Raw genomic sequence first — 15,547 nt, forward strand, 5'->3', positions numbered from 1 at the left:
GGATCATGCTCAGCCGCGTCTTCATCGATCGTCCCATCTTCGCCTGGGTCCTTGCCATCATCGTCATGCTGGCGGGCGTCGGCGCGATCATGGGCCTGCCCATCGCGCAATATCCCGACGTCGCGCCGCCCCAGGTGTCGATCCGCGCCACCTTCCCCGGTGCCTCCGCCCAGACGCTGCAGAACTCGGTCACCCAGGTCATCGAACAGCAGCTGACCGGCATTGACGGGCTGCTTTATTTCCAGTCATCCTCGTCCAGCCGTGGCTCGGTGACGATCACCGCCACCTTCGCCAAGGGCACCGACCCCGACATCGCGCAGGTGCAGGTCCAGAACCAGGTCCAGCAATCGGTCGCGCGACTGCCGCAGCAGGTGCAGCAACAGGGTCTGGTCGTCCGCAAGTCGAACCCCGACTTCCTGTTGATCGCGGGCGTCTATGACGAGACGAACCGGATGACGAACCAGGACGTCGCCGATTACCTCGTCTCCAATCTCCAGGACCCGCTGGGCCGCATCCAGGGCGTCGGCGACACGAACGTCTTCGGTTCGCAATATGCGATGCGCATCTGGCTGAACCCGCAAAAGCTGGCCTCCTACCAGTTGATGCCCTCGGACGTGACGACCGCGATCCAGAACCAGAATACCGAGGTCGCGGCGGGCGAGGTCGGCGGTACGCCCTCGGCAACGACCCAGATGCTGAATGCCACCGTGACCTCGCAGTCGCGGCTCCAGACGCCCGAGCAGTTCCGCGAGATCATCGTCAAGACGCTGAACAACGGCGCGACCGTCAAGCTGTCCGACGTGGCGCGTATCGAGCTGGGCGCCGAAAGCTATGCCGCGGTCAGCCGGATCAACCAGCATCCGGGTGCCGGTATCGCCGTCCTGATGGCACCGGGCGCCGACGCGCTGAAGACCGCCGAGCTGGTCAAGGCCGAGATCACCCGCGTCGCCAAGGGCTTTCCGCAAGGGTTGAAGATCGCCTACGCCAACGACACGACCGCCTTCATCAAGCTGTCGATCGACGAGGTGGTCAAGACGCTGATCGAGGCGATCATCCTGGTCGTCATCGTCATGTCCGTCTTCCTGCAAAGCTGGCGTGCGACGCTGATCCCGACGATCGCGGTGCCGGTCGTGCTGCTGGGCACCTTCGCCATCTTCTATCTGGCCGGGTTCTCGATCAACACGCTGACCCTGTTCGGGCTGGTGCTGGCGATCGGCCTGCTGGTCGACGATGCGATCGTGGTCGTGGAGAATGTCGAGCGTCTGCTCGAGGAAAATCCCGACATGACTCCGCGCGAGGCGACGATCGAGTCGATGAACGAGATCACCGTCGCGCTCGTCGCCATCGCGCTCGTCCTGTCGGCGGTGTTCCTGCCGATGGCGTTCTTCGGCGGGTCGACCGGCGTCATCTATCGCCAGTTCTCGATCACCATCGTCTCGGCGATGATCCTGTCGGTCGCGGTCGCGATCATCCTGTCGCCCGCCCTCACCGCCAGCCTGCTCAAGCAAAAGGCCAAGGAGCATGAGGAAGGCGCGTGGCTGGAGCGAAAGGCGCCCCGCGTGGCGCAAGTCCTCCAGCGGGCGAAGGACGGGTTCAACACCCGCTTCGATTGGATGGTCGGCAAATATGTCTCGGGCGTGCGTACCGTCGTCGACCGCAAATGGCTGTTCCTGCTGATCTATGCGGGCGTCGTCGCGCTGCTGGCGGTGCTGTTCCTGCGCCTGCCGACCGGCTTCCTGCCGACCGAGGACCAGGGATCGGCCATCGTCCAGTTCCGCCTGCCCGCCGGTGCGACCCAGGGCCGCACCATGGAGGTGCAGCGGCAGGTCGAGCAGTATTTCGCCCAGCATGAGGGCAAGAACGTCAAGGTCCTGTTCTCGGTCGCGGGTGGCGGCGGGGGCGGCACCAGCGGCCAGAATACCGGCCAGGGCTTCATCAACTTCGTCGACTGGGCCGACCGCAAGGGCAAGGAAAACAGCGCCGACGCCATTACCGGCCGCGCCTCCGCCGCATTCCGCGGGCTTCGCGACGCGCAGGTGTTCGCCCTCGTTCCCCCCGCCATTCGCGGCCTCGGCCAGTCGGACGGCTTCACCATGGAGTTGCAGAATATCTCCGGCATGCCGCTGGAGAAGTTCGAGGCGGTGCGCGACCAGTTGCTTGCCAAGGCCAATGCCGACCCGATGCTGGCTTCGGTCCGCCTGACCGAGCTTCCCGACATCGCCACGCTGCGCGTCGATCTGGATCAGCAGAAGCTGTCCACGCTGGGCCTGACGCAGCAGCAGGTGAACTCGACCCTGTCGACCGCCTGGGGCGGGCAATATGTGAACGACTTCATCGATCGTGGCCGCGTGAAGCGCGTCTTCGTCCAGGGCGACGCGCCCTATCGCTCCGAGCCGGAGGACCTGAAGCAATGGTTCGTGCGCGGGTCGAGCGGCCAGATGGCGCCTTTCTCGTCCTTCTCGACGATCAACTGGGGCGTGGCGCCGACCACCCTGTCGCGGTTCAACGGCATTCCGTCCTATGAATTCCAGGGCTCGGCCGCGTCCGGCTATAGCTCGGGCGACGCGATGAAGCGGATGACCGAGCTGGCGGCGGAAATCCCCGGCACCTCGATCGCCTGGGCGGGCCTGTCCTATCAGGAACGGCTGTCGGGCGGACAGGCGCCGATCCTGTACGGGCTGTCGATCCTGGTCGTCTTCCTGTGCCTGGCCGCGCTCTATGAAAGCTGGTCGATCCCCTTCGCGGTGTTGCTGGTCATTCCGCTGGGCCTGATCGGCGCGGTGGCCTTCGTGACCCTGCGCGGGCTGACCAACGACGTCTATCTCCAGATCGGTCTGCTGACGACCATGGGGCTGGCGGCGAAGAACGCGATCCTGATGATCGAGTTTGCCGAGCAGGCGGAGAAACAGGGCAAGCGCGTCATCGACGCCGCGCTGGAAGCCGCCAAGATCCGTCTGCGGCCGATCCTGATGACCAGCTTCGCCTTCATCTTCGGCGTGCTGCCGCTCGCCATCTCGACCGGCGCGGGCGCGAACAGCCGTATTGCTATCGGCACCGCCGTGATCGGGGGCATGCTGACCGCGACGGTGCTGGCGATCTTCTACATCCCGTTGTTCTTCGTGCTGGTCCGCCGGTCGGTCCGCAACGGTCTGGCCCGGTTGCGGGGCAAGCCGATGAGCGAGCATGGCGCGGGGCATCGTCCCGCCCCTGAAGGCGGAGCGGAGAAGGCCTGATGCGTATCCTGTCCCCCCTCCCTGCCCTGCTGCTCGCCGCCACCGCGCTGTCGGGCTGCTCGCTGGCCCCGAAATATGAGCGGCCCGCGACGCCGGTGCCGCCCTCCTGGCCGGTCGGCGATGCCTATCTCCGCCAGTCGGAGGCCGCCCTGCCCACGGTGCGCTACAGCGACATCTTTCGTGACGCGCGGTTGCAGCAGTTGATCACCCAGGCACTGGCCAATAATCGCGACCTGCGTGTCGCGGCGGCGAACATCGCCTCGACCCGTGCACAATACCGCATCCAGCGCGGCAGCCTGTTCCCCGCCGTCAGCGCGACGGGCCGATACAGCTATACGGATCGCGGGTCGGGCGGCGCGGGATCGAGCGCGGTTGGCGGCGGCAGCACGGGTGGCGGTACCGGCAACACCGGAGGAACGGGCACCGGGACCGGCAACGGCACCGTCGATGGCGGCACGGGGGCCGGCGTCGGCAATGGCGGCGTCGATACGGGCGGGACCGGCGGCATCGTCACCGGCGCGAATGGCAGCGGTAGCGCGTGGTCGGTGAATCTGGGCGTCAACGCCTTCGAACTCGATCTGTTCGGTCGCATCCGCTCGCTGACCGGCGCCGCGCTCGACCGTTATTTCGCGACCGAGGCGGCGGCGCGCGCGACCCGGCTGACGCTGGTCGGAGACATTGCCGATGCCTGGCTGAATTACGGCGCGGACCAGAGCCTGCTCGCCATCGCGCAGCAGACCGCCGCCAGCGCCGAGCGCAGCGTCACCCTGACCCGTGCCCGGCTTCAGGGCGGCATCTCGCCACGCACCGACCTGCGCCAGGCCGAACAGGTGCTGGCGACCGCGCAGGCGGACCTTGCGCTTCAGAAGACCGCCGTGGCGCAGGACGTCAACGCGCTGCAACTGCTGGTCGGCGCGCCGATCGACACCACGCTCCTGCCCCGCTCGATCGAAGAGGCCGCGCCGACCGTCGGGACGCTGCCCGCCGGACTGGACTCGGGCATCCTGCTGCGCCGTCCGGACGTGGTGCAGGCCGAATATCTGCTGCGCGCCACCAATGGCCAGATCGGCGCGGCGCGGGCGGCCCTGTTCCCGCGCATCTCGCTGACCGGGCTGGTCGGTTTTGCCAGCACCGCGCTGACCTCGCTCTTCTCGGGCGGCAGCTTCAACTATTCGGTCGCGCCCTCGGTCAGCTACCCGATCTTCCAGGCGGGCGCCGGCGTGGCGAACGTCCAATATTCGCAGGCCCAGCGCGATGCCGCGCTCGCGACCTATGAAAAGGCGATCCAGACCGCTTTTCAGGAAACAGCCGATGCACTGGCGCGGCAGGGGACGATCGACGACCAGCTGGGCGCCAACCGCCGCTTCCTGAACGCCGCGAGCGACACCTATCGCCTGACCGAGGCGAGCTATCGCGGCGGGGTGACGCCGTTCCTGAATACGCTGGATGCACAGCGCTCGCTCTATTCGGCGCAGCGGACGGTGATCGCGACGCAGCTGACGGCGGCAAGCAATCGGGTGACGCTGTACCGGGTGCTCGGCGGGGACTCGCTGCTGGAGGCGACCGCCAATGGACCGGTGGCGCTCAGCCCCGGCAATTAAGCGACAGAGCGACCCTCACCCTTCCCACTTACCTGGAAGGGTGAGGGTTTGCGCTTCAGTCCTGCTTCGGCCCGCGCGCCGCGCCGACCGCGTCGCGACCGAACTGGACGATCATCTCGCCAATCTCACGCGCCTGCGACATGGAGCGGTTGCCCTGCTCGCGGAGGAACTCGGTCTGGATGCGCATCACATCGCCAAGATCCTTGGCCGACGCCGCCGAGCGCATCGCGGCGAAGGCCTCGCGCGTGTTCGTCTCGGCCTGTTCGAGCATCTTGAGCGTGACCTGCGAGCCGCCCTCGGCCATCTTCTGACCCGTCGCCTGCATCGCCTCGCCCGCACCCTTCATCCGGTCGGTGAAGGCGCCCGCGCCCATATCGCCACCGATCGCACCCGCGCCGCCGCCCGTTCCGATATCCTCGGCCATGTCCGTCTTCTCCTGTGGTTATGCCCGTGTCGGTTGAACCCGCAGAGGGTTCAGGAGTTGCACGGCGTTTCCGCCGTGACATGAAAGTTCACGATCGGCCCGACCGCGGCTCAAAGGCGCGTAAAATAGCCGTTCAAGATGGTGACCATCTTCTCGGTCGCGTGCAGATGGCCGTCGTCGTGCCGCTCGACCCACCCGCGCGCCAGCAGCAGCTTGATCCAGCGTTCGCCGACCTGACCGCTCGGCGACAGCCCCGCCATTTCCAGTAGCGCGGCGTCATTCTCCTGCCCTTCGGCGTGAAAGACGGCGAGCGCGATCTCCCATGCCGGATCGCCGAACATATCGGCATCGCCCCCGGCGATCACGCGGACATCGTGGCGGTGCTTCAGGATCATCGCGGCGCATTCGCGCGGCGTCGGCACGCGCGGCGGGCGCGGCACCGGAACGCCGCTCGCCTCGCCGGAAATGGCCTGGATGCGCGCCTGCACATCCGCCATCACGGCGGTGAAGCGCCCGAAGCTCGCCCGGTCCTCGGCGGGCCAGTGCAGCAGTCGCAAATCACTATTCATCGGATACCACGCCAAGGCAGCGACCAGTCGGGGTCCGTGCCGTATCGCGCCAGCCTGATCCGGTGCCGCAGCACCCCGGCCGCCAGCAATACGAGCATGGGATAGGCCAGCTTGCCGCCCGCCTGGGCATACATCCACGGCATCAGCGCGGTGTCGAACCCCTTGACCCCATGAATCCCGACCGCCAGCAGATGCAGCGCGGCCAGCCAGAGCGGCCAGAATCGATTGGCGAGCAACGCGACCGCCATCAATCCGCCCATCAGTGCCACGTCGATGACGAGTTCCAGCGTCTCGACGCTGCGGAAACTTGTGGAGGGATCGAAGGGCAGCACGATGGTCGCCACCGAGGCGCAAAGCAGGATGACCGCCGTCGCCCGCTCCGGCCAGCCGCCCAGCGTCAGCGCATAGAGGCAGACCAGCGCCTGAAGGATGTTGAAGACATAGATGTGCGTCACGGCGTGCCCCGCTGGCCAGGATGGGAGAAGGACACGCCGCGCCGCGCCGGGATCAGGCGGCCGCGCGCAACGGCAGGGCCTCGACGATGCCGGTCGTCTGGGGCGGCTTGGGACGGTTGTCGCCATATTCGTCCGCATCGAAGCCGATGGTCTGGCCGACCTTTTCCAGAATCCGGTGGCTCTGAACCGCATGGCCCCGGGCCTGGCCGATGGCCATCATCGCCTGGCCCAGCATTTCGAAGGCGTGCTGGCCGACCACCGCCGACAGCCGCGCCTCGGCGCGCGCACGGGGCAGCGCCATCGCCAGTTCGCCCGCCGTGGCGAACGCCGTGTCGAGTTCGTTTTCCAGCTTCCACAGGAGCTGGGTCACCTGAAGAGCCGCTTCATGTTCCGTCGTCATCGCCTGTGCCCCCTGATCTGGTCCATGCGCCCCTGGGCGACATGGAGGATGGTCATCCGGCAAGATGCGTCAAACGTCCGATCACCCGGGTCATCACATCGAGTCCCGTCGCCAGCATGCCGAAGCCGATGGCGAGTGCGACGGCGATCGTGGGAACCCAGAGCAGCCTTTCGGCCATGCTCATATCGTTGCGTGTCTGCCCTTGCCGCCGGACGGGAAGGGACAAGCGGGGCGATGCGTGGACATGGCCGTCCTGCACCGCCCCACCGACCGTACTCCCATCCGGTGCCATCGGAAGTGGCATGGTCGGCGGTTCGGGAACTAGCCCCGTAAAATCGGGTATGATTTTATGCGGGGTAGCTTCTTCTTGTTCTTCAATAGCTTGGTCATTCGACTGGGCGTCTGCCTGGGCCTCATATTCGTCCAGCGCCATCGCCGCCTCGCGCCGATTGCGCGCGCCGAGCAACCGCACCGCCTCGGCCAGATAGCTGTCGACGGTCGACTTTCCCAAGCCGAGTTCGGTGGCGATTTCCTTCGAGCCCTTGAGCGCCTTGACCCCGCGAAGACATTCGCGGTGGCGGCGGGTGAGCAGGGCGAAGCGTTCGGGCGTCATCTCATTTTCCGGTCGCGCCGGATAATCGGTCCAGCCATGACGCTGCCCTAGCCGGACGGACGGGGGCTCGCCAAGCGGTTCCGTCTCCGATGCGGGGGAGATGAACCATTAATAATCAAGGTTAATCGCTCTTGGCGCTTATTCCAGGTCGGTCAGTCCTTCCGATGCGGCACATGAATCGCCTCGATCGAATCGAGCGCCTGAAGCAGGTCGTCAAAGGCCGTGTCCTCCTCGACCGGAAAAGACCGGCGAAATCCCGACCCCAGAACGTCCAGATCGCGCTGGGTCAGCAGGCCGACGGCGACGATCGGATCGGGGCGGCGGACATCCTTGCGCGGCGGGTTCCCGGTCATTTCCGCCACCGCCGGCACTGAACGGCGAACGCATGCCCATCGGCCGATCCCGTGCGTCCCGCAGGACCATATAAGGTGATCGACCGATCATTCTTCAGGGCACGCATTGTCCGAACTCCATCCATGACCATCTGAACCCGCTATCGACCATGGCTGTTCCACGCATTTTCACGCTTGCGACCAGTCGTCCGCCGCGGGCCGTGCCGGGCCAGGACGCGGTTCGCTACAGGCCGAAGTTGCGAATGGCTTTCACTGCGCTGCACCCTTCCCTGTCGGGCAACCCCTTGCTAAGGCCGCTGGCGTCAACCGGAGATTTCCCCGGCGCGCCTGCTCGCGGCTGCATGCTGCCGTGTCCCACTGGGCGTGCCCGGCTCGACCATGAAGGGACGCCCATGACTGCGATAGGCCAGGACAGCCTGAACACCCGCTCGACCCTCGACGTCGACGGCAAGAGCTATGATTATTACAGCCTCGCCAAGGCTTCCGAGCAGCTCGGCGACATCAGCCGCCTGCCCTTCTCGATGAAGGTGCTGCTGGAGAACCTGCTGCGCTTCGAGGACGGCAAGACCGTCACGCGCGAGGATATCCAGGCGATCGTCGACTGGCAGAAGACCCAGCGTTCGGACCGCGAGATCCAGTATCGCCCGGCCCGCGTGTTGATGCAGGACTTCACCGGCGTACCTTGCGTGGTCGACCTCGCCGCGATGCGCGACGCGATCACCAAGCTGGGCGGCGACGCGGCCAAGATCAATCCGCAGGTCCCCGTCCACCTCGTCATCGACCACTCGGTCATGGTCGACGAGTTCGGCACGCCGCAGGCGTTCGAGGACAATGTCGACCTCGAATATCAGCGCAACATGGAACGCTATGAGTTCCTGAAGTGGGGCTCCAAGGCGCTCGACAATTTTTCGGTCGTTCCGCCGGGCACCGGCATCTGCCACCAGGTGAACCTGGAATATATCGGCCAGGCCATCTGGTCCTCGACCGAGAGCGGCGAGCATGCCAAGGGCGGCGCGACGATCGCCTATCCGGACACGCTGGTCGGCACCGACAGCCACACCACGATGATCAACGGCCTGGGCGTGCTCGGCTGGGGCGTCGGCGGGATCGAGGCGGAAGCCGCGATGCTGGGCCAGCCCGTGTCGATGCTGATCCCCGAAGTCGTCGGCTTCAAGCTGACCGGCAAGCTTCAGGAAGGCATCACCGCCACCGACCTGGTGCTGACCATCACCCAGATGCTGCGCGCCAAGGGCGTGGTCGGCCGCTTCGTCGAGTTCTACGGCCCCGGCCTGTCGTCGATGACGCTCGCCGACCGTGCGACGATCGCCAACATGGCGCCCGAGTACGGCGCGACCTGCGGCTTCTTCCCGATCGACGACAAGACGCTCGACTATATGCGCCTGACCGCGCGTTCGGACGACAATGTCGCCCTGGTCGAGGCCTATGCCAAGGCGAACGGTTTCTGGCGTCATGACGATGCCGCCGACCCCGTCTTCACCGACACGCTGGAACTCGACATGTCGACGGTCGTGCCGTCGCTGGCGGGTCCGAAGCGTCCGCAGGACAAGGTCGTCCTCACCGAAGTCGACGACGTGTTCAACGCCGACCTCGCCAAGGTGTACAAGAAGGACGCCCCCGCGCGCGTCTCGGTCGATGACCGTGGCCATGACATCGGCGACGGCGACGTCGTGATCGCCGCGATCACCAGCTGCACCAACACCTCGAACCCGAGCGTGCTGGTCGCCGCCGGCCTGGTCGCCCGCAAGGCGAACGCGCTGGGCCTGAAGCCCAAGCCCTGGGTCAAGACCTCGCTCGCCCCCGGTTCGCAGGTCGTCACCGATTACCTCGACAAGGCGGGCCTGACCGCGGATCTCGACGCGATCGGCTTCAACCTGGTCGGCTATGGTTGCACCACCTGCATCGGCAATTCGGGTCCGCTCGCCGAGCCGATCTCGAAGGCGATTAACGGGAACGACATCGTCGCGGCCTCGGTCCTGTCGGGCAACCGCAACTTCGAGGGCCGCGTGTCGCCCGACGTGCGCGCCAACTTCCTCGCCTCGCCGCCGCTCGTCGTCGCCTATGCGCTGAAGGGCACGGTCACGCAGGACATGCGTGAGACGCCGATCGGCCAGGGCAAGGAAGGCCAGGACGTCTACCTCAAGGACATCTGGCCCTCGAACGACGAAGTCCGCAGCCTGATGGATGCGAACATCGACGACGAGATGTTCCGCTCGCGCTACGGCAACGTCTATGCGGGCGACGCCAAGTGGTCGGCGATCGAAGTGACCGGCTCGGATACCTATGCTTGGCCGACCGGCTCGACCTATGTCGCCAACCCGCCCTATTTCGAGGGCATGGAGATGACGCCGAAGCCCGTCACCGACATCATCGAGGCCAAGCCGCTCGCCATCCTGGGCGACTCGATCACCACCGACCACATCAGCCCGGCCGGTTCGATCAAGGCCGACAGCCCCGCAGGCACCTTCCTGCAGGAGCATCAGGTCGCCAAGAAGGACTTCAACTCCTATGGCGCGCGTCGCGGCAACCATGACGTGATGATGCGCGGCACCTTCGCCAACATCCGCATCAAGAACGAGATGGTGCCCGGCGTCGAAGGCGGCATGACCCAGTATGACGGCGAAGTGATGCCGATCTATGATGCCGCCATGCGTCACAAGGCGGACGGCACGCCGCTCGTCATCATCGCGGGCAAGGAATATGGCACGGGTTCGTCGCGCGACTGGGCGGCGAAGGGCACCAACCTGCTCGGCGTGCGGGCGGTCATCACCGAGAGCTTCGAGCGTATCCACCGTTCGAACCTGGTCGGCATGGGCGTCCTGCCGCTTCAGTTCGCTGAGGGCGTGACCCGCGAGACGCTGAAGCTGGACGGCTCCGAGAGCTTCACCATCCAGAACGTCGCAGGCCTGCGCCCGCGTCAGGATGTCGAAGTGATCCTGGCCCGCAAGGACGGCTCGACCGAGACCTTCCTGACCAAGTGCCGCATCGATACCGTCAACGAGCTGGAATATTTCCTGAACGGCGGCATCCTGCAATACGTGCTGCGCAACCTGGCGGCGTAAGTCGCCCATGGGGGCGGGCCGAAAGGTCCGCCTTCGCGGTTACGAAAAAAGGCCCGTCCGGAGCAATCCGGGCGGGCCTTTTTTATGGATAATGGCTTGCCCCTCCACCACCCGGCTGCGCCGGGCGGTCCCCCTCCCCGTGCTTCGCAAGGGGAGGAATAAGGATGCACCAAATCCTCCCCAAGCTATGCTTGGGGAGGGGGACCGCCGCAAGCGGTGGTGGAGGGGCAAGCCCCCTCCCGTCAAATCTTGCGCTGCTGCGCCTTGCGAAGGGCCGTCTCACGCTCCAGCCGGTCGAGCATCGTCTCGATCGATTCATCCTGTCGATCGGGCAGCGGCAGGGCGGCACCCCGTTCCTCCGGCGCGGGCTCGCGCATCGGCGGGATCGGCATGGGTTCGGCCGGAGCCTGGCGCATGGGCTCGCGCGGTGTCGACAGGATCGCCTCCGGATCATAGGCCGAAAGCGGCTGGTCCAGATCGGCGGGCAGCGTCCGCTCGACAATGTCCTCCTCGAGCGGCGGCGGCGGAGCGCCCAGTTCGGCGGCGTTCAGCGGACGGCGCGGCGGTGCGTCCGGGTGGCGGTCGGAACGGCGTACGGCGGGCACATAATCCTCGTCATCGTCGTCGCGCACCGGCTTGGCACGGCGCGCGAGCAGACCGCCCGGTCCCCAGAGCAGATAGACGACCGCCCAGGTCACCGCCCCCGCCCCCAGCCCCGCGACCAGCGCGAGCAGCATCCGCGCCTTCATGCCCAGCGGGGGCCGGGCGGCGGACAGGATATCGCCGAGGCTCAGGCTCGAGACCAGCGACTCGAGCCGCCAGTCGGGCACGATCATGACGAGCAGGATCGCGAACAGTCCGACGGCCCCGCCGATCCAGGCAGGTCCGAAGCGTCGTTGAGGGGGCATGGCGGTGAAGGTCATGATCTTACGTCTTCGCCCCGTCTAACAATCGTTGGTAAACAGGTTCGTAACGCCGGATATTCGACGCCCAATTGCGTTCCCTTTCGACGAACGCCCGGCCCGCCGCGCGCCGCGCGTCCCAGCCGCCGCGATCGGCCAGCAGGGCGGCCAGCGCATCGGCGATCGCCGCCGGATCGTCGGGCGCGAACAACGTACCCGTCCGCCCATCCTCGATCAGCTCGCGATGCCCCCCGACATCGGATGCGGCGACCAGCTTGCCCTGCGCCATGGCCTCCAACGGTTTCAGCGGCGTGACGAGATCGGTCAGCCGCATCTTCTTGCGCGGATAGGCCAGGATATCGACCATGCTGTAATAACGCTCGACCTGCTGGTGCGGCACCCGTCCGACGAAGCGGATCGCCGCCGCCACGGGCGAACGGTCCGCCTGCGCCCGCAGCGCCGCCTCCATCGGCCCGCCGCCGACCAGCAGCAGCCGCGCCTTGGGTCGTGCGGCCACGAGTCGCGGCATGGCGGCGATCAGGTCGTCCAGCCCTTCATAATCATAGAAGCTGCCGATGAAGCCGATCACCTCGGCATCGGCCAGTCCCAGTTCCTCGGCCAGCGCCTCATCGCGGGCGAGCGGCTGGCCGAACAGCCCCAGATCGACGCCATTGGGCGAAACGATGATCTTGTCCCGCGGCAGCCCCCGCGCGACCAGGTCGCCGCGCAAGCCTTCGCAGATCACCGCAATCGCATCGGCGCGCCGACAGGCCCAGCTTTCCAGCGCGCGGGTCACGCGGTAGCGGGCGCTTCCGGCCGTGCCGGTGCCGTTGCCGACCGCGGCATCCTCCCAAAAGGCGCGAATCTCATAGACCAGCGGCAATCGCCGCCGCCGCGCGACAGCCAGTCCGGCCAGCGCGTCGAGGACGGGCGAATGGGCGTGAAGAATGTCGGGCTGGAAGGCCTCCACCGCCCGGTCGATCGCCCGGACATGCGCGGCCAGTCCGGCGGCCTCGCCCACCAGCCCCCCGCGCATCGCACCCGGCGTGCGATAGAAGGTCAGGCCGTCGAGCGTCTCGACGGCGGCGTCCCCCGCCCCCTGCCGAACGCCCGTCACCGCCGCGACGTCGTGCCCCGCCCCCTCCTGCGCCTTCAGAATGGCACGGGTGCGAAAGGTATAGCCACTTTGCAGCGGCAGCCCATGGTCTAGGATATGCAGGATACGCATCAGCTTACGACCTGTCATGCCAGCCCTTAACGCCGCGTCAACCGCCGGTTTATAAGCAGGTCCCGGAAGTAGCGTTAAGGGTTTGAGGAAACGGGCGATGATCGACAGCTTTGCCCTTCTCCTGACCCATGGCCTGATGCTGATCGCGGCATGGCGGCTGGTCGGACGGCGCGACCTGGACCAGGAGGGCGATACCGGCCCCGCCGCGAGCAGAAATGGCCGGAAGCCCATGGCCAAGCGGCGTCTCGACGATGCGTGACCTGTTCCTGATCGGATTTCTGTTCAGCCTCTTTGCACTGGGGCTGCGGCGGCCGTTCCTGATGGTGCTGGCCTATATCTATATCGACATCGTCTCGCCGCAGCGGCTGACCTATTATCTGCTCAACACCGTGCCCATCTCGTTGATGGCGGTGATCGCGGCGGTGGGCGGCTGGGCTATGTTCGACGACAAGCGCGACAGCCGGTTCACCGTGCGGCAGGGGGCGATCCTGCTGCTGCTGGCCTATTGCGCCCTCACCACCTTTTTCGGCGCCGACTTCCCCACCGAGGCGAAGGAGAAATGGGACTGGGTGTGGAAGGCGCTGGCCTTTGCCGTCTTCCTGCCGCTGACCCTGCGCACCCGGCTCAGGATCGAGGCGCTGCTGCTGTTCATGATGCTGTCGGTCGCGTCGATCGTGATCGTCGGGGGCATCAAGACGCTGTTTTCTGGCGGCGGCTATGGCGAGCTGAACCTGATGGTCAGCAACAATGCCGGGCTGTACGAGGGCAGCATCATCTCGACCGCCGCGATCGCGGTCATCCCGATCATCCTGTGGTTCATGCGCTACGGCACGGTCTATCCGCCCGACCTGCGGGTACGGGCGTTCGGGATCGGGCTGATCTTCGCCTGCCTGCTCATCCCGGTCGGCACCTCGGCGCGGACGGGGCTGCTCTGTATCGGGCTGCTCGCCATCCTGATGCTGCGCGATGTGAAGCGGCGGCTGCTCTATATCGGCATGCTGGCGGTGGCGGGCATGGCGGTCGTGCCGCTGCTCCCCTCTTCCTATACCGAGCGGATGAACACGATCCGCAGCTATCAGGGGGACGAGTCCGCCTCGACCCGGCTGGCGGTGTGGAAATGGACCCTGGGCTATGCCGCCTCCAACCCGTTCGGCGGCGGGTTCGACGCCTATCTTCAGAACAGCTTCCGCTACGACCTGACCGTCGTCGAGGGTTCCGCGCATGACAGCAAGGTCCAGCGAAAGGTCACGACCGACCGCGCCCGCGCCTATCACTCCAGCTATTTCGAGATGCTGGGCGAACAGGGCTGGCCGGGGCTGTTCCTGTGGCTGGGCATCAACATCGCGGGGCTGTTGCGGATGGAGGCGTTGCGGCGGCGTTATCGCAGCGCCGACGACCCGCTGCACTGGGGCGGCGAGCTGGCGGGCGCGCTCCAGCACGGGCATATGATCTATCTGCTCGGCGCGGCCTTTGTCGGGATCGCGTACAACCCCTTCCTCTATCAACTGATCGCCGCGCAGATCGGGCTGGATACCTATCTGACCCGCAAGTCCCGCGAGGCGCGGGTGAAGCAGGTGCCCGGTCGTCTCATGCCTGGCCGACCTTCAGCGGCAGCATAATCCGATTTCCCCCGAGAAGAGCGACAAACGAAGCCAGATCCCCCCCTAGGTTCGCCGACCGCCGGACCGGGGATGCATCCATATCCGACATGATTGATGTGGACATGCCTTCATGTCCGCCCTGCCCTTGGGGCAACTTTCCGTTTTTCGGATCAATCCATGGCGTCGAAGTCGGACTCTATTCCCCTTGCCGATTGACCGGCCCAGAAATGACCGTATCGTCATGATGGTTAACAGGGGAGGTAAACTTGGTTCACGACAATCTGTACGGCTATGGCTTGTTCGCAAAGGATGACTTTTACAGATTTTCGTCGACCGATGTCATGTCAGGCAACATCCTGAATAATGATCGCGAAGGTGATAATGGGGAAAAAGCGCTTCGCTTCTTCGGCGGCAGCCGCGTCAGCCTGACCGATTCCGGGACAACCGAAGTAGCGGGAAGATATGGCACATTCCGGATCAAGGCCGATGGCAGCTTTACTTATGCACTGAATGAAAGCGTCAAGACCGCCACGGCCGGCGGCACGGTCCTGACCGAGAATATTCCCTACAAGATCAGCGACAAGAAGGGGAAGACCGACTTCGCCTATCTCACCATGGACATCAATGTCGGCAAGACGAGCCAGGTCCGCGAAACCGTCTACACCTTCGACAAGAACCCGACGCTCGACATCCTGTCGTTCGGCACCACATATGACGGCGACCAGATGATGTTCGGCAGCGAAAACGGCAACGGGCACTGGCAAGCCGACCCATGGGGCCTCGGATTCTTCTCGAGCACGGGCACCGACTTCGTGCTGACCGACATGACGGTCGCAACCGGCAATTCCTCGCCCGTCACGGCAGTTGTCGTATTTCAGGGATATCGCGACGGCAGACTGGTGGGCTCCAAGACGGTCAATCTCGATGCGACCACCATCTCGGACCAACAGCATGTCTCGCTTGCGGAAATGGGCAAGATCGACCGCGTCTCCTATTATATTCCGAATGTCGTGGAGGGTGAATTCGACGGGATGCCGACCTTGTTGTTCGACGACATCCACCTGCTGATTTGACACTGTCGGGCCTGT

Annotated in this window: 14 protein-coding genes; 6 read left to right on the forward strand and 8 right to left on the reverse strand. The window is 65.7% G+C overall.

Translation table 11 applies throughout. From position 1 onward, the window contains the following. Nucleotides 1–5 precede the first annotated feature (5 nt). Nucleotides 6–3,233 carry a multidrug efflux RND transporter permease subunit gene (locus tag ACWKSV_RS08775; RefSeq protein ID WP_076717083.1) on the forward strand — a complete coding sequence of 1,076 codons (3,228 nt, stop codon included), beginning with the start codon at nucleotides 6–8 and terminating at the stop codon, nucleotides 3,231–3,233. Further along, nucleotides 3,233–4,834 carry an efflux transporter outer membrane subunit gene (locus tag ACWKSV_RS08780; RefSeq protein WP_083706689.1) on the forward strand — a complete coding sequence of 534 codons (1,602 nt, stop codon included), beginning with the start codon at nucleotides 3,233–3,235 and terminating at the stop codon, nucleotides 4,832–4,834. The genes ACWKSV_RS08775 and ACWKSV_RS08780 overlap by 1 nt, the downstream gene beginning before the upstream one ends. 55 nt (nucleotides 4,835–4,889) lie before the next feature. Here ACWKSV_RS08780 and ACWKSV_RS08785 read toward each other — a convergent pair whose 3' ends face one another. The 6 genes from ACWKSV_RS08785 to ACWKSV_RS08810 form a co-directional block, all read right to left on the reverse strand. Further along, a complete protein-coding gene (locus tag ACWKSV_RS08785; protein ID WP_056434363.1) occupies nucleotides 4,890–5,258 on the reverse strand; it encodes a phasin family protein in 369 nt (122 codons plus the stop codon). Between the two features lie 110 nt (nucleotides 5,259–5,368). Further along, nucleotides 5,369–5,827 (reverse strand): hypothetical protein, encoded by a 459-nt coding sequence (locus ACWKSV_RS08790; RefSeq protein WP_076717087.1) that lies wholly within the window; start codon nucleotides 5,825–5,827, stop codon nucleotides 5,369–5,371. Continuing rightward, nucleotides 5,824–6,282, reverse strand: a complete 459-nt coding sequence (locus tag ACWKSV_RS08795; protein WP_076717089.1) for a hypothetical protein — start codon at nucleotides 6,280–6,282, stop codon at nucleotides 5,824–5,826. The genes ACWKSV_RS08790 and ACWKSV_RS08795 overlap by 4 nt, the downstream gene beginning before the upstream one ends. Before the next feature lie 52 nt (nucleotides 6,283–6,334). Continuing rightward, nucleotides 6,335–6,682, reverse strand: a complete 348-nt coding sequence (locus ACWKSV_RS08800; RefSeq protein ID WP_056434369.1) for a hypothetical protein — start codon at nucleotides 6,680–6,682, stop codon at nucleotides 6,335–6,337. Between the two features lie 52 nt (nucleotides 6,683–6,734). Then, nucleotides 6,735–7,295 (reverse strand): helix-turn-helix domain-containing protein, encoded by a 561-nt coding sequence (locus ACWKSV_RS08805; RefSeq protein ID WP_056434371.1) that lies wholly within the window; start codon nucleotides 7,293–7,295, stop codon nucleotides 6,735–6,737. Nucleotides 7,296–7,447: 152 nt separating this feature from the next. Beyond that, entirely contained in the window at nucleotides 7,448–7,648 is a 201-nt protein-coding gene (locus ACWKSV_RS08810) for a hypothetical protein (protein ID WP_056434373.1), read from the reverse strand. 392 nt (nucleotides 7,649–8,040) lie between these two features. On the opposite strand from ACWKSV_RS08810, the gene acnA reads away from it, so the two are divergent. Then, nucleotides 8,041–10,728: an aconitate hydratase AcnA gene (acnA, locus tag ACWKSV_RS08815; protein WP_076717091.1), complete on the forward strand. Its 2,688-nt coding sequence runs from the start codon at nucleotides 8,041–8,043 to the stop codon at nucleotides 10,726–10,728. Between the two features lie 242 nt (nucleotides 10,729–10,970). Here acnA and ACWKSV_RS08820 read toward each other — a convergent pair whose 3' ends face one another. After that, nucleotides 10,971–11,651: a hypothetical protein gene (locus ACWKSV_RS08820; RefSeq protein WP_156884311.1), complete on the reverse strand. Its 681-nt coding sequence runs from the start codon at nucleotides 11,649–11,651 to the stop codon at nucleotides 10,971–10,973. A gap of 4 nt (nucleotides 11,652–11,655) precedes the next feature. Further along, nucleotides 11,656–12,858, reverse strand: coding sequence for a TIGR04063 family PEP-CTERM/XrtA system glycosyltransferase (locus ACWKSV_RS08825; RefSeq protein ID WP_076717093.1), 1,203 nt, complete (start codon nucleotides 12,856–12,858; stop codon nucleotides 11,656–11,658). 97 nt (nucleotides 12,859–12,955) lie between these two features. On the opposite strand from ACWKSV_RS08825, the gene ACWKSV_RS08830 reads away from it, so the two are divergent. The 3 genes from ACWKSV_RS08830 (at nucleotide 12,956) to ACWKSV_RS08840 (ending at nucleotide 15,532) form a co-directional block, all read left to right on the forward strand. Beyond that, on the forward strand, nucleotides 12,956–13,117 hold the full coding sequence (locus ACWKSV_RS08830) for a hypothetical protein (RefSeq protein WP_172839683.1): 162 nt from the start codon (nucleotides 12,956–12,958) through the stop codon (nucleotides 13,115–13,117). Next, nucleotides 13,110–14,477, forward strand: coding sequence for a putative O-glycosylation ligase, exosortase A system-associated (locus tag ACWKSV_RS08835; protein WP_076717095.1), 1,368 nt, complete (start codon nucleotides 13,110–13,112; stop codon nucleotides 14,475–14,477). The genes ACWKSV_RS08830 and ACWKSV_RS08835 overlap by 8 nt, the downstream gene beginning before the upstream one ends. 248 nt (nucleotides 14,478–14,725) lie before the next feature. Continuing rightward, nucleotides 14,726–15,532: a VCBS domain-containing protein gene (locus ACWKSV_RS08840; RefSeq protein WP_076717097.1), complete on the forward strand. Its 807-nt coding sequence runs from the start codon at nucleotides 14,726–14,728 to the stop codon at nucleotides 15,530–15,532. Nucleotides 15,533–15,547: the final 15 nt, after the last annotated feature.

The organism is Sphingomonas sp. SphC10 (assembly GCF_057004845.1).

What these genes read in the sequence shown, in the direction of transcription:
- ACWKSV_RS08830 (WP_172839683.1), top strand. Translation starts at nt 12,956, where the DNA reads ATGATCGACAGCTTTGCCCTTCTCCTGACCCATGGCCTGATGCTGATC.
- ACWKSV_RS08820 (WP_156884311.1), bottom strand. Translation starts at nt 11,651, where the DNA reads ATGACCTTCACCGCCATGCCCCCTCAACGACGCTTCGGACCTGCCTGG.
- ACWKSV_RS08785 (WP_056434363.1), bottom strand. Translation starts at nt 5,258, where the DNA reads ATGGCCGAGGATATCGGAACGGGCGGCGGCGCGGGTGCGATCGGTGGC.
- acnA (WP_076717091.1), top strand. Translation starts at nt 8,041, where the DNA reads ATGACTGCGATAGGCCAGGACAGCCTGAACACCCGCTCGACCCTCGAC.
- ACWKSV_RS08780 (WP_083706689.1), top strand. Translation starts at nt 3,233, where the DNA reads ATGCGTATCCTGTCCCCCCTCCCTGCCCTGCTGCTCGCCGCCACCGCG.
- ACWKSV_RS08790 (WP_076717087.1), bottom strand. Translation starts at nt 5,827, where the DNA reads ATGAATAGTGATTTGCGACTGCTGCACTGGCCCGCCGAGGACCGGGCG.
- ACWKSV_RS08805 (WP_056434371.1), bottom strand. Translation starts at nt 7,295, where the DNA reads ATGACGCCCGAACGCTTCGCCCTGCTCACCCGCCGCCACCGCGAATGT.
- ACWKSV_RS08775 (WP_076717083.1), top strand. Translation starts at nt 6, where the DNA reads ATGCTCAGCCGCGTCTTCATCGATCGTCCCATCTTCGCCTGGGTCCTT.
- ACWKSV_RS08835 (WP_076717095.1), top strand. Translation starts at nt 13,110, where the DNA reads ATGCGTGACCTGTTCCTGATCGGATTTCTGTTCAGCCTCTTTGCACTG.
- ACWKSV_RS08825 (WP_076717093.1), bottom strand. Translation starts at nt 12,858, where the DNA reads ATGCGTATCCTGCATATCCTAGACCATGGGCTGCCGCTGCAAAGTGGC.
- ACWKSV_RS08800 (WP_056434369.1), bottom strand. Translation starts at nt 6,682, where the DNA reads ATGACGACGGAACATGAAGCGGCTCTTCAGGTGACCCAGCTCCTGTGG.
- ACWKSV_RS08810 (WP_056434373.1), bottom strand. Translation starts at nt 7,648, where the DNA reads ATGACCGGGAACCCGCCGCGCAAGGATGTCCGCCGCCCCGATCCGATC.